The organism is Stackebrandtia albiflava (assembly GCF_007994225.1).
Taxonomy (GTDB): domain Bacteria; phylum Actinomycetota; class Actinomycetes; order Mycobacteriales; family Micromonosporaceae; genus Stackebrandtia; species Stackebrandtia albiflava.
Window position 1 is genome coordinate 798910 of the sequence record NZ_VLLL01000005.1, and the last position, 20593, is coordinate 819502.

The window sequence follows — 20593 nt, forward strand, 5'->3', positions numbered from 1 at the left end:
CGGACCACCTCGCTACGCTGACGGTCACGGCGGGGGTCGGTGTTGCCTGCCGGCCGCGTCGCCGTGATCCATCCGTCGGGTGGACGGTCACCGCGAATGTTACTCGCAAGTAACCCCGTTTCGCCCTCCCCCCACCGTCCGACTCGGCGTGGTGGGGCGAAATGCGCGCGCGGCCGGGAGTCACGACGGGAGGAAACGGACATTCGGTGCGATTCGGCGCCCATCGATCCATTCCGGCAGACCCGGCCGGGCGGCCCGAACGTGGCGCGCGTCAGTCGGCGAGCGCCTCGGTGAGCGCGGTGGCCGCGAGCGACACCTGCCACTGCCGCGCACCGGCCGCCGCCATCGCCTCACGCACCCGGTCCACCGACAGCTCCGCCGGAGGCTGCCAGGCGAGCCCACGCACGATGGCGGGCGCGATCAGGTTCTCCGCCGGCATCAGGTGTTCCTCCGCCAACTCCAGGACCGCGTGACGGGCGCGTTTGAGTCGCGCCGCGGCCTCCGGGTCCCGTGACGCCCACCGGTGGGTGGCCGGCGGGCCGTCGTGCAGCGGGGTGACCGAGGGCAACTCCCCGGAGGCGGCGTCACGGGCGCGGGCGAGCGCCGCCAACCACCGCTTCATGTTGGCCCGGCCGTGCCTGCGCTGGAACCCCGGGATCGCGAGCAGCCCCGCCGCGTCGGACGGATCCGCGATGGCGGCGTCCGAGATGGCCGGATCGGGAACGATCTTCGACGGCGCCTTGTCCAACGAGCGGGCGAGCTCGTCGCGGGCGAGCCACAGTTCCCGCACCCTGGCCAGCGCGCGGGCGCCCCGCACGCGGTGGATGCCGGAGGTGCGTCGCCACGGCTCCTTGCGCGGTTCGGCCGGGCGACTGGCGGTCAACGCCTCGAACTCCTCGGCCGCCCAGTCGCGCTTGCCCTGCGCGCGCAGCTCGGCGTCCAGTCTGTCCCGCAGGTCGATCAGCAGTTCCACGTCCAGCGCGGCGTACTTCAGCCAGTCCGCCGGCAGCGGTCGGGTGCTCCAGTCGGCCGCCGAGTGGTGCTTCTCCAGGCGGTACCCGAGCAGCCGCTCGGTCAGGGCCGCCAGTCCCACCCGTTCCATGCCGCAGAGGCGCGCCGCGAGCTCCGTGTCGAACAGGGAGGAGGGGCGCATCCCGACCTCGGCCAGGCACGCCAGGTCCTGGCTCGCGGCGTGCAGGATCCACTCGGTGCCGGAGAGGACCCGGCCCACCCCGGTGAGGTCGTCGAATCGGGTCGGGTCGATCATGAAGGTGCCGGAACCGTTGCGGCGCAATTGGATAAGGTATGCCCGGGGTAGGTAGCGGAAACCGGACGCCCGCTCGGCGTCGACGGCGACCGGCCCGGAGCCTGCGGTGAGGGCATCCAGCACCGCCTCCAGCGCCGTGTCGTCGGCCACCACCTCCGGGACGCCGTCGCGAGGCTCGGTCAGCAGTACCGGGTCGGCGGCTTCGGCTTCGGTGTGATCTTCGGACACCTCCTAACCGTACGGGGGTACGGCGTGTCATGGGCAATGGCCCACCGGTATACCGGTGCAGGTCACCCTTAAGGGTGGACTTTTCGGATTCCGCGGCCGAATCGGGACTGGCGATCACTGATTAGAGTGCTTTACCAACGGTCGCGTCGTGCCGCTCCCCGGTGGCGTGTGACCCCCGCTTCCTCCGTCGTGAGCCCGCGCCGGTGACAATCCCTTGTGGAGGGCAGAGATGTACAACTACGGCCCTGGACAGCCGACTCCGGGACAGAATCCCGAACCCACCCCGAACAACCCGTACGGTGGTGACGCCGCTCCCCAGAATCCGTACGGTCCACCGCCCGCTCCCGCGGGGGGACAGCCGTCGCCGTACGCCTCCGAGCCCGGGGCCGGGGTGCCCTACCCGACCACGCCGGAACCCGCCCCGGCGTACGAACAGCCGGTCTCCGGCCAGCCGGCATCGCCCGCGCCGGGACAGCCGTACATCCCGCAGCAGCCGGGCTACCAGCCCGGTGCGACGACCGCCATGCCCGCGGCCCCCGTCACCGGGCCGGGCGTGGGGCCGTCGCCGCTCGGTGGTCCTCCCACCTCCTTCGCGCCGCTGCCGCCGGCCGGGGCCGCGCCGAAGAAGAGCCCCGCGGTGCCGATACTCGCCGTGGTCAGTGCGCTCCTGCTCATCGCCGCGGGCGTCTTCGGCTTCCTCTGGTTCGACAAGAGTTCGGAGGCCGACGACCTCGCCGCCGAACTGTCCTCCACCCGCAGCGACCTCCAGGGCCAGGTCGACGACCTGACCACCGAGGTCGACGACCTGGAGGACCAGCTCGCCATCGCCGAGGGCGACGCCGAGGACGCGGAGGGACTCCAGGAGTGCCTCGACACCCTGGGCGCCTACTTCGACGCGGTCGACGCCGACGCCTCCGAGAGTGAGCTGGACGACCTGTGGCTCGACTTCACCCTGGCGTGCACGCCTTACCTGTAAGACCGTTCCGTTCCGTTCCGTGCCCGGTGGCCGGGCCGCCTCCGGCCGCCGGGCACGGTTCGTGTCGGATTCCCGCCGGTCACCCGGCGGACCGCGGTTAGATTTGCCGCCATGACCGATATCCACGAACTCGCCACCCGATTCCACCGACTGCACGACGGCCCGCACGCGTTGCGCCTGGCGAACTGCTGGGACGCCGGAAGCGCCGCGGTGATCGCCCGTGCCGGTGCCGACGCCGTCGCCACCACGAGCGCGGGCGTGGCGTGGAGCCTCGGAGTCGCCGACGGCGACCGGCTCGACCGGGCCGCCGCCGTCGACGCGGTCGCCCGGATCACCCGGAGCGTGTCCGTGCCGGTCACCGCCGACATCGAGTCGGGCTACGGCGAGACCCCCGACGACGTCGCCGAGACCGTACGGCTGTTCCTCACCGCCGGAGTGGTCGGCGTGAACATCGAGGACGCCCACGAGGGCGGTCTACGCGACGTCACCGCGCAGGCGGAGCGGATAGCCGCCGCCCGGCAGGCCGCCGCCGACGCCGGCGTGGACCTGTTCGTCAACGCCCGCATCGACAACTTCCTCGGCGGCATCGGAGAACCCGAGGGCCGCACCGCCGTCGCCCTCGAACGCGCCGCACGGTACCTGGCGGCCGGTGCCTCCGGGATCTTCGTGCCGGGCGTGGCCGATCTCGCCGTCGTCCGAGAACTCGCCGACGGCATCGACGCCCCCCTGAACGTCATGGCCGGCGGGGGCGCACCGCCCGTGCCGGAACTGGAGACCGCCGGGGCGCGACGGGTCAGCGTCGGCCCGGGCATCACCCTGGCGGCGTACGCGCTGGCGGGCCGTGCGGCGACGGAGCTGTTCGAGACCGGCGGGTACACGTCGCTGACGGACGGGCTCGGCTTCGCCGAGGTCAACGCGATGTGGAGCCGCTGACGTCGGTCAGGCCGCCGCCCGGATGTAGAACTCGTCGGGCGGCAGGCCGGCCGCCGCGGCCAGCAGCAGGCACCAGCCCTGCAGGTGCGGCGTGAGATCGGTGCCCACCGGGGACCACGACGCCCGGATGTCCAATGTGGCTTCCGTGGCGTCCCGGGGGAACTCGTCCGGATCCCGCAGGGCCCCGAACCGCGTCTCGGTGGTGCACGTGACGGTGCCGCCGATGGCGGCGTGATCGGCCGCCGCGTCGGTGAGCCCGTCCACGAGCCACGCCCACGCCACCGTCGACAACACCGGATCGGTGTACATGTCCTCGTCCACCGCCACCGACAGGTGGGTGACCAGTCGCAGGGTCCCCTCCCACGCGGGATGGCCCGCGGGGTCGTGCAACAGGACCAGCCGGCCCGACGTGCCCGGTGAATCCGAGGCACCCACCTCCGCGCTCACCGCGAACGCGTAGGGCGCTATGCCGCGCGGGGCCGAGATCTCGGTGATGGATATCCGCCGGTCCGGACGCCAGGCGCGCAGCGACGCCACCGCGTCGCGGAAGATGCCCGGTGCCTGGTCGCCGAGTGCGGTCGCCGCTGCCACCGTGCCACCATAAGGCCCCGTCGCAACGGTTCGACGCAGGGCACGCCGGTGCCCGGCGCCCACTGCGCAATGTCGACGGTTTCCGCTCGTCCGCCCGACGCGGGCGATGGCGTGTCGTTGCTAGCCTGACCCCATGCCAGGCCAGCCCAGTCTCGGTGTCGACTTCGGTACATCGCACACGGTCGCGGTCACCGTCACACGATCCGGGCCGAACCCCCTGCTGTTCGACGGCTCACCGCTGCTTCCCTCGGCCGTGTACGCCGACCGGGCGGGCGCCCTGCTGGTGGGAACCGACGCCCTGCACGCCGCCGGGCGGGACCCGGCAAGGTGCGAACCGCATCCCAAACGCCGTGTCGACGACGGTTCGGTCCTGCTGGGGGAGCAGGAGGTGACGGTGACGGCGCTGTTCACCGCGGTCCTGCGCAGGGTCTCCGACGAGTACCGCCGGGTCACCGGCGGAGGCGGGGAGGTCGTCCTCACCCATCCCGCGACCTGGGGGGAGACCCGCCGCAGCCTGTTGACGGCGGCGGCCGAGGACGCCGGTCTGGGTGAGGTCCGGCTGCTGCCCGAACCGGTCGCGGCGGCCGCATACTTCGCGACCCGGCCCGGCGACCCGCTTCCGGTCGGGCACCGGCTGATGGTGGTCGACGTCGGCGGCGGCACGGTGGACGTCAGCGTCGTGCGCCGGGTCGACACCGGTTTCGAGGTGCTGGCGGTCGGCGGCCGGGACGACATCGGCGGCACCGACCTCGACGCCCTGGTGGCGGAGTGGCTACGCGGGCATCCGGCGGCGTCGGGCGACTGGAGCTGGCTGGACTCCGACACCGCGGCGGCGCGGCGCAGTCGCCGCCAGTGGTACGAGGAGGCGCGCAACGCCAAGGTGAGACTCTCGCGCCACAGCAGCACCGAGCTGTTCCTGCCCACGTTGGAGCGGGAGGTCCTGTTGACCCGCGCCGAACTGGAGCGACTGGCGCACCCCACGGTCACCGCCATCGCGGATCTCGCCGAGACGGTGGCCGCCTCGGCCGGGACCGGCGACGAGCCGGTGGTGTACCTGGTCGGCGGCGGCAGCCGGATGCCGCTGGTCGGCACCCTGCTGCACCGGCGGTTCGGCATCGCGCCGGTGACACTGGAGCAACCCGAACTCGTGGTGGCACAGGGCGCGGCGACCGCACCCCGGGTCCGTGGAACCGGAGCCGACGAGATCGCCACCGCGTCGGTGATGGCGCACGCGCCCGTCGCCGCACCGACACCTACCGAGGTGATCCGGGGCGAAGACGGCGCCGAGGTCCCACCGGCCCCGGACCGACCGCCCGCGACGGAACCCGCGCCGGAGCCCGCCGAGGAACCCACACTGGCCGCGCCCGCGGAGCCGGTCGCCGCCGAGCCGCTTCCCGACGACACGACGCCGACCCCCGACCGGCCCCGCCGGATACCCGGGCCGTTGCGGGTGGTGGCCCTGGTGGTCGCCGTCCTCGTCGTGGCGACGATCGTGGCGTCGAGGACCGGTTGGTTCGGCCTCGGAGACGAGGCCCAGGGCGGTCACGACACCCTCGAGGCCGACCCGGTGCTGGAGGGCCCCGCCGTGTTCACCGGGCACGAGGGCACGGTGATCGACCTCGACACCGTGGCGGTCGATGGACGGCCCACCCTGGTGACCGCCGGAGAGGACGGCGGCGTGTGTCTGTGGGACGTCGCGACCGGTGATTCGCTCGACCGCATCGACGCGCACGACTCATCCGTCACCGCGCTGGCGGTCGGCACCACGGCCGACGACGTGCCCATCGCCGTCACCGGCGACGGCGACGGCGTCGTGCGGGTCTGGGACCTGACCGAGCGGGAGCAGATCTTCGAGTACACCGGACACGCCTCCGGCATCCGGGCGTTGGCGCTGATGCGGGCCGGTACCTCCACCTTCGTGGTGTCCGGCGACGAGAGTTTCCAGGGGCTGCGGGGTTGGCGGTTGGACACCGGCGAACAGGTGCTGCCGTTCACCGACGCCCCCGACATGTCGATCGAACTGGAGTCGGTGATCATCGGGGACAAGTCGGCCGTGGTCGCGGCCGATTCCGGCGTCAACCTCGTCTGGAGCCAGAACTTCATCGGCGACTCGGTGCCACGCGAACTGCGGGTCTCCGGTCACCTCGCGACGGCCCTGGCGGCCGGTGAGATCGACGGCGGCCCGGTGGTCGCCGTGTCGATGGGCGCCGGTGAACCGGTCTCACTGTGGAACCTGACCACCGGCGAACGACTCGGCGAGTACGGCGAAGCCGACTCGCGCACCGCGGCGTTGGCGATCGTCGAGTGGAACGGCCGTGCCCTGCTGGCGGTGGGCGGCGCCGGCGGGATCGTCCGCGTCTTCGACGTGGACACCGGTGACGTGGTCGACGAGTTCGACGTCCAACCCGACGGCGAGACCGACGAGATACCGGCGATCGCGTTCACCGCCGTGGGCGACGACCTCGCCGTGTGCAGCGCCACCCTCGACCGGATCGACGTCCGTCCGGTCACGACCTGACCGGACGGACGTGCGTTCCGCGCGGCCGGGATCAGCGTTCCGCGCACAACCGCAGGTGCGTCACCGTGCCGGAGTGGATGACCCGCTCCATGGTGAACTCCAGCGGATAGTTCGCCAGCCCGTCGAACAGCCGCACTCCGCCGCCGAGCACGACGGGTGACATGTGGATCTGCAGCTCGTCCAGCAGGCCGGTGGACAGGCCCTGACGGAGGACGTCGGGGCCGCCCGTACACAACACGTCCATGCCGTTCGCAGCGGACTTCGCCTGTGCCACGGCCGATTCGAAGCCCTCGGTGACGAAGGCGAAGACGGTCCCGTTCCGTCTGGTGAGGACCGGGCGCGGCCGGTGCGTCACCACGAAGACGGGGCCCCGGAACGGCGGATCCTCGCCCCAACGCTCCTCACCGAGGTCGAAGGTGTTCCGGCCGAGCAGATACGCGCCCGCCTGGTGGAACTCCTCGGCGACCACGTCGGAGTCGATGTTGGGGCTGCCGCCCTCCAGGTTCTGCCGTTCCCGCCAGGCGACCAGGTCGTACATCCAGCGGTGCAACCGCTCGTGGACGCCGGAGCCGTCCTCACCGGGCTCCGGTCCGACGAATCCGTCCAGTGACATCGACACCGATCCGGTCACAATGGTCAAGGCGTGACACCTCCGTCCGTCCATCGCCCCGCGTGGTCCCACGCGGGGCGGTCGACGCGTCCGCGGTTCGTCCCGCCGACGCCGAGACCCTGAATGGTAGTCGGGTGACGGTGACGACACTCACCGCGCGACATCCGGCGCGCTCCACGTCGGCCGGTCGCGGGGTGCCACGTGCAGGGCGGGACCGGCGACGCTGTGACCGAGGGCGGAGAACCGGGTCGCGGTGGCCTGTCGCGCCGGGCGTCGTGTGATGATTCCGATGATGGCTACCAACGGTGTGTTGAACGAGTCGGTGTTCCTGCGAGCCTGCCGAGGGGAGGACACCACGCACACCCCGGTGTGGTTCATGCGGCAGGCGGGCCGGTCGTTGCCGGAGTACCGCAAGGTCCGTGAGGGCATCCCCATGTTGGAGGCGTGCCGGACCCCGGACCTGGTCTGTGAGATCACCCTGCAACCGGTGCGGCGCCACCACGTGGACGCCGCCGTGTTCTTCTCCGACATCGTCGTCCCGCTCGCCGCGGTCGGCGTCGACGTCGACATCGTCCCCGGGACCGGCCCCGTCGTGGCCGAGCCGATCCGCACGATGGACCAGGTGGAGCGCCTGCGGGACCTCACCCCCGAGGACGTCCCGTACATCACCGAGGCCGTCGGCCTGCTGCGCCGGGAACTGGGCGGGACACCGCTCATCGGTTTCGCCGGCGCGCCGTTCACCCTCGCCAGCTACCTGGTGGAGGGCGGGCCGTCCCGGACCCACGTCCAGACCAAGGCGCTCATGTACGGCGCGCCCGAGGTGTGGCACGCGCTGTGTGAGCGACTGGCCGCCATCACCTCGACGTTCCTGTCGGTGCAGATCGAGGCGGGCGCTTCGGCCGTCCAGCTCTTCGACTCCTGGGCCGGGGCGTTGTCGCTCGCCGACTACGAGTCCTTCGTGGCACCGCACTCGCGCCGGGTGCTCGCGTCGGTGGCCGACCGCGGCGTCCCCCGCATCCACTTCGGAGTCAGCACCGGTCACCTGCTCACCGCGATGGCCGACGCCGGCGCCGACGTGGTCGGGGTCGACTGGCGCACCCCCCTCGACACCGCCGCCGGACTCGTCGGCGGCAGGCCGTTGCAGGGCAACCTGGACCCGTGCACGCTCATGGCACCCGACGAGGTGCTGGAACGCGAGGTGCGCAGGGTGCTCGCCGAGGGCGCCGCGGCCCCCGGCCACGTGTTCAACCTGGGCCACGGCGTGCTTCCCGAGACCGACCCCGACGCCTTGACCCGCACGGTGGAGCACGTCCACCGGCACAGCGCGCGGTGACGTGATGACCGGTCGGCACGTGCTCGTCGTCGGCGGCGGCATCACCGGACTCGCCGCCGCACTGCGGCTGCGGGACCGCTACGGCGACGCCGTGAAGGTGACCGTGGTGGAGCAGGCGCGACGACTCGGCGGAAAGATCCTCACCGGTGAGATCGCCGGGCTGCCCGTCGAGACCGGCGCGGAGACGTTCCTGGTACGGCGGCCCGAGGTCGTCGCCCTCGCACAGCGGGTCGGACTCGCCGACCTGATCCGTCACCCCGCGCCGGTCCGGGCCGGTCTGTACGTCGCCGGTGAACTGGTGGACATGCCGGCCCGCACCGTCATGGGCGTCCCCGCCGACGCCGAGTCCGTCGCCGGGGTCGTCCCCGCCGACGACGTCGCCTCGATCAGAGACGAGGCCACCTCGGAGGAACCCCTGTTGGGCGAGGACGAGGACGTCTCGGTGGGGGAGTTGGCGCGCCGCCGGCTCGGGGACCGGCTGACCGACCGGCTCGTGGATCCGCTGCTGGGCGGCGTGTACGCCGGACGCGCCGACGACCTGTCGCTCGCCACGACGGTGCCCGGGCTCGCCGCGGCGGCCCGCCGCCACACGAGTCTCACCCGCGCCGCCGCCGCGACGCTGGCGGCGACCCCGGCGGCCTCCGGCCCGGTGTTCGGCACCGTGGAGGGTGGCCTTTCCCGGCTCGTGCGGGCGGTCGCCGACGCCTCCGGCGCCGACATCCGGCTCGGCGCGCCGGTGCGGGTCCTGACCCGTACTCCCGAGGGGTGGCGCGCCGAGATCGGTGCCACCCGGGACCCGAGCCACCTCGACGCCGACGCGGTGATCCTCGCCGTTCCGGCGAGCCCGGCGGCCCGGCTGCTCGCACCGCTGCACACCGGGGTCGCCGCCACCGTGGGCGAACTGGACTACGCCTCGCTCGCGCTGGTGACCCTGGTGCTGCCCGCAGTGGACCTGCCGGACCGTTCCGGTTTCCTGGTGCCCGCGTCCGAGGGGATGACGATCAAGGCGGGCACGTTCTTCGGCCGGAAGTGGCCGCACCTGGCGGCGGAGAAGATCACCGTGGTGCGGATGTCCATCGGCCGCTACGGTGACACCGCGCCGTTGCGGCGCGACGACAACGCGCTCATCGACACGGCCCACGCGGAGCTGTCGGCGGTGTTGCGGCGCAGTCTCCCCCTTCCCGTCGAGGCGGTCGTGCAGCGGTGGGGTGGCGCGTTGCCGCAGTACCGGCCCGGCCATCTCGACCGGGTGGGTTCGGCGCGCGCGTCGCTTGCGGGACACCCGATCGAGCTGGCCGGTGCCGGCTTCGACGGTGTCGGCATCCCGGCGTGCGTGGCCTCCGGGCAGGACGCCGCCGACCGGCTCGGCGACAAGTGGTTCGGCATCCCGGCACCGGTGTGACCCGTCTCCACGGCGCGGGGGGCGACGGTCACGGCGTGACGCCGGTGAGGCAGTATTCCGGCATGTCAACCGGTGCAAATCCCAATGCCGCACGGATCAGGGAACTCAACGACACCATTCGATACACCATGTGGTCGGTGTTCAAGGCCACCACTCCGCTCCCGGGCCTGCGGGACGATCTGGCCTCCGATGTGGAGGCCCTGTACGAACAGCTCGCGGAACGCGACGTGACGGTGCGCGGCACCTACGACGTCGCCGGCCTGCGCGCCGACGCCGACCTCCTGATCTGGTGGCACGCCGCCTCCAGCGACGACCTGCAGGCCGCCTACGGCCAGTTCCGGCGGACCTCGCTGGGACGGCACCTGGAGCCGGTGTGGTCACAGATGGCGTTGCACCGTCCGGCGGAGTTCAACAAGAGCCACATCCCGGCGTTCCTCGCCGACGAGGAGCCCCGCGAGTACCTGTGCGTGTACCCGTTCGTGCGTTCGTACGAGTGGTACCTGCTGCCCGACGCCGAACGCCGCGAGATGCTGGCCGAGCACGGCAAGATGGCCAGGGACTACCCCGACGTCCGCGCCAACACGGTCGCCTCGTTCGCGCTCGGGGACTACGAGTGGATGTTGGCGTTCGAGGCCGACGAACTGCACCGGATCCTCGACCTGATGCGGGAACTGCGCGGTTCGCGCGCCCGTCGTCACGTCCGTGAGGAGACCCCGTTCTACACCGGACGCCGCCGCGAGGTCGCCGACATCGTCAACAGCCTGCCGTAACCGGGTGTGGGACCGTGGGCGGTCACGGACGATCGCCCACGGTCCGCCACTTCGTCTCGCCCGCAGGTGAAGCACCGTGTCACCACGGTGTCCGCGCCGCGTCCCGGACGGTGTTCCGCGTGTCGTCACCCGGTTCGGTGGTCCGGTATGGGGTAATACGTGGCGATGAGTCACACACCTACCCCACCGGTCACGCTCGCCCCGGAGGAACCCCCTCCCACCGAACTCAAACGGGCGATCGGCCCCGGGCTACTGCTGTTGTTCATCGTCGGCGACATCCTCGGTACCGGAATCTACGCGTTGACCGGTCAGGTCGCGGCGAAGGTCGGTGGCGCACTGTGGATCCCGTTCGCCGCGGCCTTCGTCGCCGCGTTCCTCACCGCGTTCAGCTACCTGGAGTTGGTCGGGAAGTACCCCCGGGCCGCCGGGGCCGCCCTGTACACCCAGAAGGCCTTCGGCATCCACTTCCTGACCTTCATGGTGGCCTTCACGGTCATGTCCTCCGGGATGACGTCGGCGGGTTCGGCGGCGCGGGCGGCCGCGTCGGACTACCTGCCGCAGGTGTTCCAATGGCTGCCCGACACCGAGACCGCCGTCGTGATCGTGGCGGCGATGATGTTGCTGGTGTTCGCCGTGGTGAACCTGCGCGGCGTATCGGAGTCGGTGTGGGTGAACGTGGTGTTCACACTGATCGAGTTGACCGGTCTGGCGATCATCATCGTGGTGTCGGTGCTGGCGGTGATGTCGGGCGAGGGCGACGCCTCCCGGGTCATGGACATCGATCCGGCCCCCGACCAGTCGGCGTTCTTCGCCGTGGTGGCGGGCACCTCGCTGGCCTTCTTCGCCATGGTGGGTTTCGAGGACAGCGTCAACATGGCGGAGGAGACCACCAACCCCCGGATCTTCCCCCGCGCGATGCTGGCGGGGATGGGCATCGCCGCGTTGATCTACGTCGCGGTCGCGGTCTTCTCGTCCTGGTTGGTGCCGATCGACGTCCTCGTCGGGGACGACCCGGAGCAGCCGGGCGCGGGGGCGTTGCTGCGTGTCCTGGAGACCGGGGCGCCGGGCTTCCCACTGTGGCTGTTCTCCGTCATCGGGGTGTTCGCGGTGTCGAACTCCGCGCTCATCAACATGCTCATGGCCAGCCGCCTGGTGTACGGGATGGCGAACGAACGCGTCATCCCCAAGGTGTTCGGGAAGGTCGCGCAGCGGCGCCGCACCCCGTGGGTGGCGATCGTGTTCACCTCCGCCATCGCCATCTGCCTCACGACCTACGCCGACGTCGGGTTGCTGGGCGGTACCACCTCGCTGCTGCTGTTGGCGGTATTCGCCGTCGTCAACGTCGCGGTGCTGGTACTGCGTCGTAAACCGGTGGCGCACAAGCACTTCAAAGCGCCCACGGTGGTCCCGGTGCTGGGCGCCCTGATCAGTGCCTTCCTGGTGGGACCCTGGTCGGGCCGTGATCCCGAGCAGTACCGGATCGCCGGAGTGCTGCTGGCCGTCGGCGTGGTGCTGTGGGCGATCACCTACTTCGCGCACCACCGGCCGCAACGCGGCCGCGAGGTCGCCACCGACTGAGCGCGTGGAGAACCGGGTGGCGGATTCACCCGCACCGGCCTTATCCTCGCGGCATGACGGCCCCGCGAGCCGAATGGTGCATCGTCGCCACCCTGCTGCCGTACCCCTATGACGGCGACAAGCAGGGGTTCCGTAGTCACGGCATCTTCCCTGCGGGGTCACGTCTGCACGTGATCGGTGGTTTCGCCGGCATGGGCCACGAGACGGTGACCGTGGTGGGGTTCTCACACGGTCGGCGCCGGCCGGTGTCCGCGTTCCTGCCCGGGCGTTACCTGGGAGGCTGGCGGGCCCGGCTGGTATACCGGCCGGCGATCCTGCGGCGGATCCATCAGGCCGAGGAGTTCGACTCCACGACGGCTCACCGTTGGCGGCACCTGATGCCCGGGGATCACCTGGGACGCATTGACGCCACCGACCCCGAGTACGGCGACGTGCTCGCCTCGGTCGCCGCCTGGTTCCAGCGCCGGTTCCACGGTGACGAGGAGGAGTGAACCGGTCAGGGGCGTAGCATCGGAGTGTGGGGAATGCCGTCTTCCAAGTATTCCGGCCCGTCCGGAAGGAAGCCGTAACGGCTGTAGAACCCCAGGGCGTAACTCTGCGCCTCCAGCCGCACCGGTGCCGGACCCGTCAGCCGCACCGCCTCACGCATGAGCCGGTCCGCGAGACCCTCGCCCCGCGCGTCGGACGCCGAGCACACCCGGCCGATGCGGTAACCGCCCTCCCGGTCCGACAACAGCCGCAGATAGGCGGCGACACCACCGTCCCGGGCGATCCACAGGTGACGGGTCTCGGGATCGGTGTCCCGGCCGTCCAACTCCTGGTACGGACACTCCTGCTCCACCACGAACACCGCGACCCTCAGCCGCAGCAACGTGTACAGCGTCGCCGCGTCGAGTTCCGCGAAGCGCCGGACCACCACCGCATCCATCCCGTCATCTCAGCACACCGCGGTGGCGCCGTCGCGCGGAAGTCATCGAAGGGCCGCACCGCGCGGGAGGGACACCGGTCATGCCGATGTCGATGAGCCGCAGGTCGCTACTGGAACTGGGCGCGGTCACCGCCGCCGGGGCCGTGGTGCCGTCCCCGGCGCGAAGCGGTGAGGACGAGGCGCCCGCGTCCGATCCCGAGGAGGCGGCCGACCGGATCCGTGCGGTGTTCACCCGGTACAGCGAGGCGGCGGGCGGCTGGTGGCGGGCGAGGATCAGCGTCAACCGGCGGGACGGTTCTGCGGTGGACGCCATCGACCGGGAGTCGGGGCGGGAACTGGAGGCGTGGAGCACCAACAAGGTGCCGGTGGCGATCGCGGTGATGCGCAAGGTCGACGACGGGGAGTTCGACGTCGACCGGCTGCTGGACGTCACCGCGCGGGCCGCCTCACACGACGGGGACGGGATATTCGTGTACGACGACGCCTACCCCAGCCACGTCACCGTCGGGCACGTGCTCGCGAACATGTTGACCGTCTCCGACGACACCGCGGTGCGGTTGTGCGCGGAGCTGGTGACCGCCGACGAGGTCGACGGGTTGATGTCGGCGCACGGTTTTACACACACCCGTGTGCAGGAGACGGCCGGCGGCGGGTTCCTGCTGGGCCGGACCACGCCCGGTGAGCAGCACGACCTGTGGCGGGCGCTGATGGCGGGGGAGTTGCTGTCGGCGGAGTCCACCGGGCGGATCGTCCGGTTGGCGCGGTCGCCCGAGGCGTTCACCGACGGCATCCGGTTGCGGATGCCCACACCGCAGCGGCTCCGCGTCGCGACCAAGGCGGGGTGGTTCGACGCGGCGACGGACGAGCGGTGCGAGGCCGGGGTCATCGCCGACTCGGAGGGGGCCGCGGTGATGACCTACAGCCTGTACGCGGGTGACCAGGGCGCGGCCGGTGACTTCGGCGCGACTCATCCGGCCAACGCCGCGCGCGCCGCGATGGGGCACCGGTTCGCGCGCATCGTGAGCCGCCTGCCGGGTTCCGGGATGCGCATCGCGCCGTGAGGCTTCTCCGGCTCGGCGGCCTCAGCCGGACGCGGACTCGGTGGGACGCAACCGCAGGCTGATCGAGTTGATGCAGTACCGCTGGTCTGGCATGTCCTTCGGGGCCAGGCCCTCACCGGTGAACAGGTGTCCCAGGTGGGATCCACAGTTGGCGCAACGTACCTCGGTGCGCCGCATCCCCAGGGAGTCGTCCTCGTGGAGGGTGACCGCCGCCTTCTCGGTGTCGGCGAACGACGGCCAGCCGCAACCGGAGTGGTACTTGGTGTCGCTGGTGAAGAGTTCGGCTCCGCAGGCGCGGCAACAGTAGACGCCGGTCGTCTCCGTGTCGGTGTACTCGCCGGTGAACGCCGGTTCCGTGCCGCCCTCCCGCAGGACCCGGTACTCGGCCTCGGTGAGCTTCTCACGCCATGGATCGGTAGTCACGGCTCCACGGTAGCGCGTCCCGGCGGGGCGGCGTCCCGTCACGCGCGAGTCTGATCGGGACGGCGGATGTGCCGATCCGGGCCATTGTGGCGCCTGTCACCTGCGGTCGTGGCAGGATCAGCACGTGCGACGACTGCGGTAGGCCGGAACCCGGAGGTGACGATGCCCGGCGCGCTCCCGATCCGGTTCCGGCCGACTCCCGGCCAGGCGGTGTCGAGGGCGGCCCGGGTGGGCCTGATCGCCGCGTCGGCCGCCGCGGCCGTGATGGCGCCCTTCGCTCTCACCCACCGGTTCTCCTGGTCGGCGGCGTGGCCGGTCGTGGTGGCGGTGGGTGCCGCCGGGGCGGTGTTCGCGGCGACGCACGCGGTCCGGGGCGGAATCGTGTTGGACGAGACCGGTGTCCGGCCGACCGGCGCGAGGTCGTGGCGGATGCGGGCGGAGTGGCACCTGGTCACCGAGATCCGCGCCGAGCGGCGGGGATGCCGGACGGTACCGGTGGTGTACCTGGCGTCGGGACGTACCTGGCGCCTGCCGGCCCCGTACGACGCCGGGCTGCTGGAACGGGACACCCGTTTCGATCAGAAGCTGTGCGTCATCCGCAACCTGTGGGTGACGCATCGGAGCCGACGACCTCCGCCGGACCACCGGGGCGAGACCTACTCCCGTACCGCCGCAGACGCCTGAACCGGCACCACGGGATGCCGTATGCCCGGGTGGGAGGCGGGCAGGTTGCGGCGCAGCACCCACCAGCTCGCCGCCAGGCACGCGGCGATGAGCGGCCAGGTCAACGCGACCCGCGCGACCGTCAGCGCCGCGGTGAAACCCCACAGCCACAGCGGAAGGAACACCGCCACCCGCAACAGGTACTGGCAGACCCACACCCAGCTCGCCCGGCCGTACGCCCGCGACAGGTCGGGGTCGCGGCGCCAACGGGTGCGTTGGCCGAGTACACCGCCGACGACCACACCCAGCAGGGGCCAACGGATCACGATGCTGATGGCCCAGGCGAGCGCGCTGGCGGCGTTGCTGAGCAGTTGCAGGAGGAAGAAGTCCTCGGCGCGGCCGGTGTACAAGGCGATCATGCCCGCCACACAGACTCCGGCGAGGCCGACGAGCACCGAGCGGGGTTTCCCGCCCCGGCCGAGGCGCCATCCGGCGACCACGAGGCCCGCGACCACGGCGACCAGCACACCGACGACGACCGACTGACCCGCGAGCCACCAACCGAGTCCGAATGCCACCGGCGGGATGGTCGCGTCCACCGCGCCGCGCCTGCCGCCCAGCAGCGCGGCGAGTGATTCCTGCGGCCGGTCGTCGGGCTTGGTCACGGCGGCGGTCCTCTATCCAGTCGGTGGGGCGACGTCTGGGCGACTCGTGGGGGTGACGTCGAGGCGGCACTTCGTTAGGTAAGCCTAACGCGGGTCACCGCGTGTGCCCCCGTACACCGGCGACGAGGTCGGCCGGGTCTCACTTCCGCGCGGTGCCTCACACCGGGTGGGCCGCGTGGTCACGAGCCGGTATCCCGCCCGGACCGGCCCGGAGGTGCGGCGGCGGCCCGGTTCCGGTGGTGTGACCGGCCCGATGCGGTGTGACGTAGGCGATGCCGTGTGGCGTCGGAGGCCACTGAGGCGGCGACGGGCGGTGACGCGACTTGTCGGCTACTGCTACCTTGCCGAAGCGGAAACCGATGGCCCGCCTTTCGCCCGCCGGGCCGGGATGGCAGTATGCGCTAGATGCTGGGTACTAAGAGGTTGACGGAGCAGCAGCTCACCGACCTGCTGCGTCGACTCCAGCGTGTCAATTTCGGCCGGTGGGGACAGGCCGACATCACCGCTGCGATCGGCGCGTTGGGCTGGCAGTTGCAGCACGGCGAGATCGACGTCGGCATGTGGCGGGCCGAGACCGGTTACGACACCGGAGCCGCCATCATCGACCGGGTGCCACCGACCCCGGGCGTGGAGTTCGTGGGGGACTTCTACGCCGTGGAGTTGATGGTGTTGCGTTCCGCGGTACGGGGCGACGCCGGGGAGAACCACCGGACCATCGTGTTCCGCGAGGTGCTGCGCACCATGTTGCGCGAGTTCGGTCAGCCCGACGTCCGGGGCGGCGACGGCGGTCCCTGGGCACGGTGGCGGGACCCGGTGCTCACCGTCGAGTTGCATCTGCGCCGCTTCCACGGCGGTGTCAGCCTGCGGCTGTTGGCGACCGAGGCGCTGGAACGCATCGAGGCGCACAGTATCCAGCGCGGTGACGTCTCGGGGTGGACGGCCTACTCCAAGCGGCCCGAGTTGCCGTTGGAGCCCGCGGTCACCGATCTGGGCGAGTTCACCGCGAGGCTGTCGGGTGTCCTGATGGACCTGGCGGGGGACGTGCCCGTGGTCGACACCGAGGGGACCGTCATCCTGCGCACCAGCGACTGGTCCGCCAGGTTCGTACTGGCGGCCGTCGACGGTTCGGTCCGGGTGGAGGCGTCGCCGGCGGTCAAGGGCGCCCACCGCGACGGCCTGAACTACCTCGCCGGACTCGGTTACCGCAAGCCGTCCGAACGGATGCCCACCTGGTCCCGCCAGTTCGAGGACGGCGGGCGCGACTCCACCTCCAACGCCGCGCGCATGATGGTGGACGCGTTGCGCGCCTTCGGGATCGACGACCTCTACGACATCGTCTACGACGCCTTCACCGCCGACGGCGAACGCATGTACCTTCCGGTGCTGGGCATCGCCAGCGCCGACTCGATGAACTGAGTCGGAGGCGGGGCACCCGCGCGCGGGCGGTCACGGGTGCCCGCCGTCCTTCAATACCGGGTGCCCATGGCGATGCGGACCTCGGCGAGCGTCGCGTCGGCGATCTCGTTCGCCCGGGCGTTGCCCCGTTCCAGGATGCGCGTCACGATCCCCCGGTCAGTCTCGAACTCCCGCCGGCGCCGCCGCATCGGCGCGAAGAAGTCGTTGACCGCCTCCGTGGTCAGTCGTTTCAGCGCCGAGGCGCCACCGTCCCCGATGGACTCCGCCACCGCCTCCGGTGCCTCCCCTCGGCACAACGCCGCCAGCAGCACCAGATTGGACACCTCGGGGCGGTTCGGCGGGTCGTAGGTGATGCGGCGCTGTGAATCCGTGACCGCCGAACGGATCAACGCGGTGGTCTCGTCGGCGGTCGCCGACAACGGGATCGAGTTGCCGCGGCTCTTGCCCATCTTGCCGCGCCCGTCCAGGCCCTTCAGGCGCGGCGCGTGCGACAGCAGCGCCTCCGGGGCGGTGAAGATCGGCGCGTACCGGTCGTTGAACCGGCGGGCGATGTCGCGGGTCAGTTCCAGGTGCGGAAGCTGGTCGTCGCCCACCGGGACCAGATCGGCGTGACAGAACAGGATGTCGGCGGCCTGGTGGACCGGATACGTCAGCATGAGCCCGCTGACCGTCTCCCGGCCGCCCGCCTGGATCTCCTCCTTGACGGTGGGGTTCCGCGACAGTTCGCCTGTGGACACGAGGCTGAGGAACGGCAGCATGAGCTGGTTCAGGGCCGGGACGGCGCTGTGCGCGAACACGGTGGAACGGTCCGGATCCAGTCCGGTGGCGAGGTAGTCCAGTACGACGTCGGTGACGACCTCGTCGATGCCGGCGGTGATGTCCCGGTCGGTGATCACCTGGTAGTCGGCCACCAGGACGAACACGTCCACGCCCTGGTTCTGCAACCGGACCCGGTTCTGCAGGCTGCCGAAGTAGTGGCCCACGTGCAGCCGCCCGGTGGGGCGGTCGCCGGTGAGGACCCGGTGGTCGGTCGGTGAGGCGAGCACGTCGGCGGGCAGCCGCAGTGTCGTGGCCTCGTAGGTCTCGGTGGTGGTCATGTCGGTCTCCGTGGTGTCGCGGGCCGTGCGGCCACGGGACGGGAGCCGACCGGGCCGTACGAGACGGCCCTGGTGGGTGACATGCGTCAGTCGGCCGTCGCTAGGACGGCCACCAGTTCAGCTGGGTATGACGACGCACGCACCGAATGTATCACCGCGCGTCGCGTCCGGTGTGGGACGCGGAGTGGCCGCACCGCTCTCGGGAGGAGGAGCGGTGCGGCCGGAGCCCGGCCCCGGGCGGAACGGAGCCGGACGGAACAGGGCCGGACGGTCCACGGTGCCGCCCCTGATGCGGCTTGGTTGGTCAAACGTCCGATGTGGGAGGTCGTGGTGGTGGGTCGCGGTGACGGTTCAGCCGTCGCAGGTTCGCGCCGATCGCCACCGCGCGTACACGGCCAGCGCACCCGTCTCGATCTCGCGACGCCACTCCGGCGGGTTGTCCACCCAGCCCGCGCCCCACCGGGCCTCGGCAAGGCCGTCGGGGCAGGAGATGGTCACGAGCAGGGTGCGCCGCGCCCGCCAGACGCCCCACACCCGCAGCGTGTCCCGCGCCGTGGGGGCCGAGGTCACGGTCAGCACCTGTTGTGCGGTCTCTGCCCACCAGGTGCCGTAGACGGTGAGCCCCGCCCACGCCACGTCGGTGGCGGGGACCGCCTCCCGTGGCGGATTCATCGTGGCCGCCGGGAGTGCACGACCGCGCAGGGCCAGTCGGTCCGGCAGATCTGGCAGCGTTCTCCCCGAACGACGTCCGGGAGGTGCGGCCGGTGATCGACGCCCCCGGAGGCCGCCGCCACCGCCGTGGGCTGGACCGCGATCCGTTCGGCGTCTATGCTGTCGATGCCATCCATGGAGTCCTCCATACGCTTTGTGGACGGTTGTGCGGAGCCGGGCGCGCCTCAATCGCGCCCGGCTCCTTTCGTGAGGCCCCATCGCCCAACGGCGCAACCCCACAACGTCACCGTAGGTACGGATGCCCCGTTTTGGGAAGACGCCACGCACTATCCGTTATGTACGGTCCTTGACGGAAACATCCGCGCCGTACCCTGCGTGACGGACACGTATGTGAGCTGCCACACTGTAGCCATGACTACCGGTAGTCCTACGATTGCGCGGCGCGTCTTGGGGACCAGTCTGCGTAATCATCGTGAATCCCGTCGTATCACCAGAACGACCGCCGGCGCGGCGATCGGTTATGCGCACCAGACGATCCAGCGCATCGAAGAGGGCACTCAGGCAACGCGCGAGCATCAGGTGCGTGGGCTTTGTCAGCTCTACGGCGTCCCTGAAGACGAGATAGCGGAGCTGTGTCGTTATGCCAAGGAGGGCGCCAAGCGTGGCTGGTGGGAATCCTATAAGGAGGGAATGCCGCCGGAGTTCCGTGCCTTCGCGGAGACGGAGGCCGAGATCGCGGCGATGCACACGGTCGAACTGGAGCACGTTCCGGGCATCATTCAGACGGATGGATATCTGCGTGCAGCCCAAACCGCTGCGCTTCCCTTTCCGGAAGAGAAGCTGCGGGCCGTCCGGCGACTACGTCAACTCCGGCAGGAACGACTGTTCCGGCGCGATCCGCTCCCCGAGCTTCACATCGTGCTGGGGCAGTCGGCGCTGCTGTACCTCCGTCGGTTGGGTGACGTCGGTGATGAACAGCTGCGCCGTATCCGCGATGTCGCCGCTCTACCGACCGCTGACGTCCGTGTCGCCGTGGAGCTTCACCCGGCCATGGCCTGCTCGTTCACCATTCTCACGCCAGGGCCACCGCTGCCGGGTGCGCCCTTCGTGTTCATCGATGCGGTACACGGTGGTCGTTACGAAGAGGGTAGGGACGTAGTGTCTCTCTACGAGCGGACGTTCGCCGCTGCTCATGAAATGGCCATACCGGTAGAGGAGTACATACATGGCTGGTAAATGGCGCAAGCCCAGCCGGTCGACCGCGACCGGTGGTAACTGTGTCGAGGTGCGGTTGTCCGGTCCGGTGGAGGTCCGTGACAGCAAGGCCCCCGCCCTCGGCAGTCTCGCCGTGGATCGTGGCGAGTTCGCCGCCCTGTTGCGTTCGGTGGGATGAGTCTCCGGCTCGGTGGTCTGCGGCCCCGTGCCGCCGGCCACTCGGGCCGGATTCCCGTGCCGGTCGGGT

At 71.0% G+C, this 20593-nt stretch carries 22 protein-coding genes; 13 read left to right on the forward strand and 9 right to left on the reverse strand.

The features are described 5' to 3' along the window. Window positions 1–271 precede the first annotated feature (271 nt). Window positions 272–1495 carry an HRDC domain-containing protein gene (locus LX16_RS04600; protein ID WP_147133574.1) on the reverse strand — a complete coding sequence of 408 codons (1224 nt, stop codon included), beginning with the start codon at window positions 1493–1495 and terminating at the stop codon, window positions 272–274. Between the two features lie 229 nt (window positions 1496–1724). On the opposite strand from LX16_RS04600, the gene LX16_RS04605 reads away from it, so the two are divergent. Further along, entirely contained in the window at window positions 1725–2471 is a 747-nt protein-coding gene (locus LX16_RS04605; protein WP_147133577.1) for a hypothetical protein, read from the forward strand. A gap of 111 nt (window positions 2472–2582) precedes the next feature. Beyond that, complete coding sequence (locus tag LX16_RS04610; protein ID WP_147133580.1) at window positions 2583–3404, forward strand: isocitrate lyase/PEP mutase family protein; 822 nt, start codon at window positions 2583–2585, stop codon at window positions 3402–3404. A gap of 6 nt (window positions 3405–3410) precedes the next feature. Here the strand turns inward: LX16_RS04610 and LX16_RS04615 are convergent, their stop codons facing one another. Beyond that, window positions 3411–3995, reverse strand: a complete 585-nt coding sequence (locus tag LX16_RS04615; protein WP_147133583.1) for a DUF3000 family protein — start codon at window positions 3993–3995, stop codon at window positions 3411–3413. A 133-nt stretch (window positions 3996–4128) separates the two neighbouring features. On the opposite strand from LX16_RS04615, the gene LX16_RS04620 reads away from it, so the two are divergent. Then, window positions 4129–6513 carry an Hsp70 family protein gene (locus tag LX16_RS04620; protein ID WP_147133586.1) on the forward strand — a complete coding sequence of 795 codons (2385 nt, stop codon included), beginning with the start codon at window positions 4129–4131 and terminating at the stop codon, window positions 6511–6513. A 31-nt stretch (window positions 6514–6544) separates the two neighbouring features. Here LX16_RS04620 and LX16_RS04625 read toward each other — a convergent pair whose 3' ends face one another. Then, on the reverse strand, window positions 6545–7144 hold the full coding sequence (locus LX16_RS04625; protein WP_244615762.1) for a dihydrofolate reductase family protein: 600 nt from the start codon (window positions 7142–7144) through the stop codon (window positions 6545–6547). A 268-nt stretch (window positions 7145–7412) separates the two neighbouring features. Between LX16_RS04625 and hemE the strand changes: the two genes are divergently transcribed. The 5 genes from hemE to LX16_RS04650 all read left to right on the forward strand — a co-directional run bounded on the left by hemE (window position 7413) and on the right by LX16_RS04650 (window position 12697). Beyond that, a complete protein-coding gene (gene hemE / locus LX16_RS04630) occupies window positions 7413–8456 on the forward strand; it encodes a uroporphyrinogen decarboxylase (protein WP_425304408.1) in 1044 nt (347 codons plus the stop codon). Between the two features lie 4 nt (window positions 8457–8460). Beyond that, window positions 8461–9858 (forward strand): protoporphyrinogen oxidase, encoded by a 1398-nt coding sequence (gene hemG, locus LX16_RS04635; RefSeq protein ID WP_147133596.1) that lies wholly within the window; start codon window positions 8461–8463, stop codon window positions 9856–9858. Between the two features lie 62 nt (window positions 9859–9920). After that, window positions 9921–10628, forward strand: a complete 708-nt coding sequence (gene hemQ, locus LX16_RS04640; RefSeq protein ID WP_147133600.1) for a hydrogen peroxide-dependent heme synthase — start codon at window positions 9921–9923, stop codon at window positions 10626–10628. Between the two features lie 165 nt (window positions 10629–10793). Then, a complete protein-coding gene (locus LX16_RS04645) occupies window positions 10794–12206 on the forward strand; it encodes an APC family permease (protein ID WP_147133603.1) in 1413 nt (470 codons plus the stop codon). A gap of 53 nt (window positions 12207–12259) precedes the next feature. Continuing rightward, window positions 12260–12697 carry a hypothetical protein gene (locus tag LX16_RS04650; protein ID WP_147133606.1) on the forward strand — a complete coding sequence of 146 codons (438 nt, stop codon included), beginning with the start codon at window positions 12260–12262 and terminating at the stop codon, window positions 12695–12697. A 5-nt stretch (window positions 12698–12702) separates the two neighbouring features. Here the strand turns inward: LX16_RS04650 and LX16_RS04655 are convergent, their stop codons facing one another. Then, window positions 12703–13134 carry a GNAT family N-acetyltransferase gene (locus LX16_RS04655; RefSeq protein ID WP_147133609.1) on the reverse strand — a complete coding sequence of 144 codons (432 nt, stop codon included), beginning with the start codon at window positions 13132–13134 and terminating at the stop codon, window positions 12703–12705. A gap of 80 nt (window positions 13135–13214) precedes the next feature. Here LX16_RS04655 and LX16_RS04660 point away from each other — a divergent pair, with 80 nt between their 5' ends. Then, a complete protein-coding gene (locus LX16_RS04660; RefSeq protein ID WP_147133612.1) occupies window positions 13215–14195 on the forward strand; it encodes a serine hydrolase in 981 nt (326 codons plus the stop codon). A gap of 21 nt (window positions 14196–14216) precedes the next feature. On the opposite strand, the gene msrB is transcribed toward LX16_RS04660, so the two are convergent. Further along, window positions 14217–14618 carry a peptide-methionine (R)-S-oxide reductase MsrB gene (msrB, locus tag LX16_RS04665; RefSeq protein ID WP_147133615.1) on the reverse strand — a complete coding sequence of 134 codons (402 nt, stop codon included), beginning with the start codon at window positions 14616–14618 and terminating at the stop codon, window positions 14217–14219. A gap of 162 nt (window positions 14619–14780) precedes the next feature. On the opposite strand from msrB, the gene LX16_RS04670 reads away from it, so the two are divergent. After that, window positions 14781–15302 carry a hypothetical protein gene (locus tag LX16_RS04670; protein WP_147133618.1) on the forward strand — a complete coding sequence of 174 codons (522 nt, stop codon included), beginning with the start codon at window positions 14781–14783 and terminating at the stop codon, window positions 15300–15302. On the opposite strand, the gene LX16_RS04675 is transcribed toward LX16_RS04670, so the two are convergent. Further along, window positions 15275–15946, reverse strand: a complete 672-nt coding sequence (locus tag LX16_RS04675) for a DUF3159 domain-containing protein (protein ID WP_147133621.1) — start codon at window positions 15944–15946, stop codon at window positions 15275–15277. The two genes, LX16_RS04670 and LX16_RS04675, sit on opposite strands and share 28 nt — an antisense overlap. A gap of 405 nt (window positions 15947–16351) precedes the next feature. On the opposite strand from LX16_RS04675, the gene LX16_RS04680 reads away from it, so the two are divergent. Next, window positions 16352–17362 (forward strand): TY-Chap domain-containing protein, encoded by a 1011-nt coding sequence (locus LX16_RS04680; protein WP_147133624.1) that lies wholly within the window; start codon window positions 16352–16354, stop codon window positions 17360–17362. A 50-nt stretch (window positions 17363–17412) separates the two neighbouring features. On the opposite strand, the gene trpS is transcribed toward LX16_RS04680, so the two are convergent. From trpS to LX16_RS04695, 3 genes are all read right to left on the reverse strand, one after another. Then, on the reverse strand, window positions 17413–18459 hold the full coding sequence (gene trpS / locus LX16_RS04685) for a tryptophan--tRNA ligase (protein WP_147133628.1): 1047 nt from the start codon (window positions 18457–18459) through the stop codon (window positions 17413–17415). 351 nt (window positions 18460–18810) lie between these two features. Further along, window positions 18811–19131 carry a hypothetical protein gene (locus LX16_RS04690; protein WP_147133630.1) on the reverse strand — a complete coding sequence of 107 codons (321 nt, stop codon included), beginning with the start codon at window positions 19129–19131 and terminating at the stop codon, window positions 18811–18813. Continuing rightward, complete coding sequence (locus LX16_RS04695; RefSeq protein WP_147133633.1) at window positions 19128–19307, reverse strand: hypothetical protein; 180 nt, start codon at window positions 19305–19307, stop codon at window positions 19128–19130. Before LX16_RS04695 ends, LX16_RS04690 begins: the two co-directional genes overlap by 4 nt. Before the next feature lie 235 nt (window positions 19308–19542). Here LX16_RS04695 and LX16_RS04700 point away from each other — a divergent pair, with 235 nt between their 5' ends. Further along, window positions 19543–20367 (forward strand): Scr1 family TA system antitoxin-like transcriptional regulator, encoded by an 825-nt coding sequence (locus LX16_RS04700; RefSeq protein WP_158645478.1) that lies wholly within the window; start codon window positions 19543–19545, stop codon window positions 20365–20367. Beyond that, a complete protein-coding gene (locus LX16_RS04705) occupies window positions 20357–20524 on the forward strand; it encodes a DUF397 domain-containing protein (RefSeq protein WP_147133639.1) in 168 nt (55 codons plus the stop codon). Before LX16_RS04700 ends, LX16_RS04705 begins: the two co-directional genes overlap by 11 nt. Window positions 20525–20593: the final 69 nt, after the last annotated feature.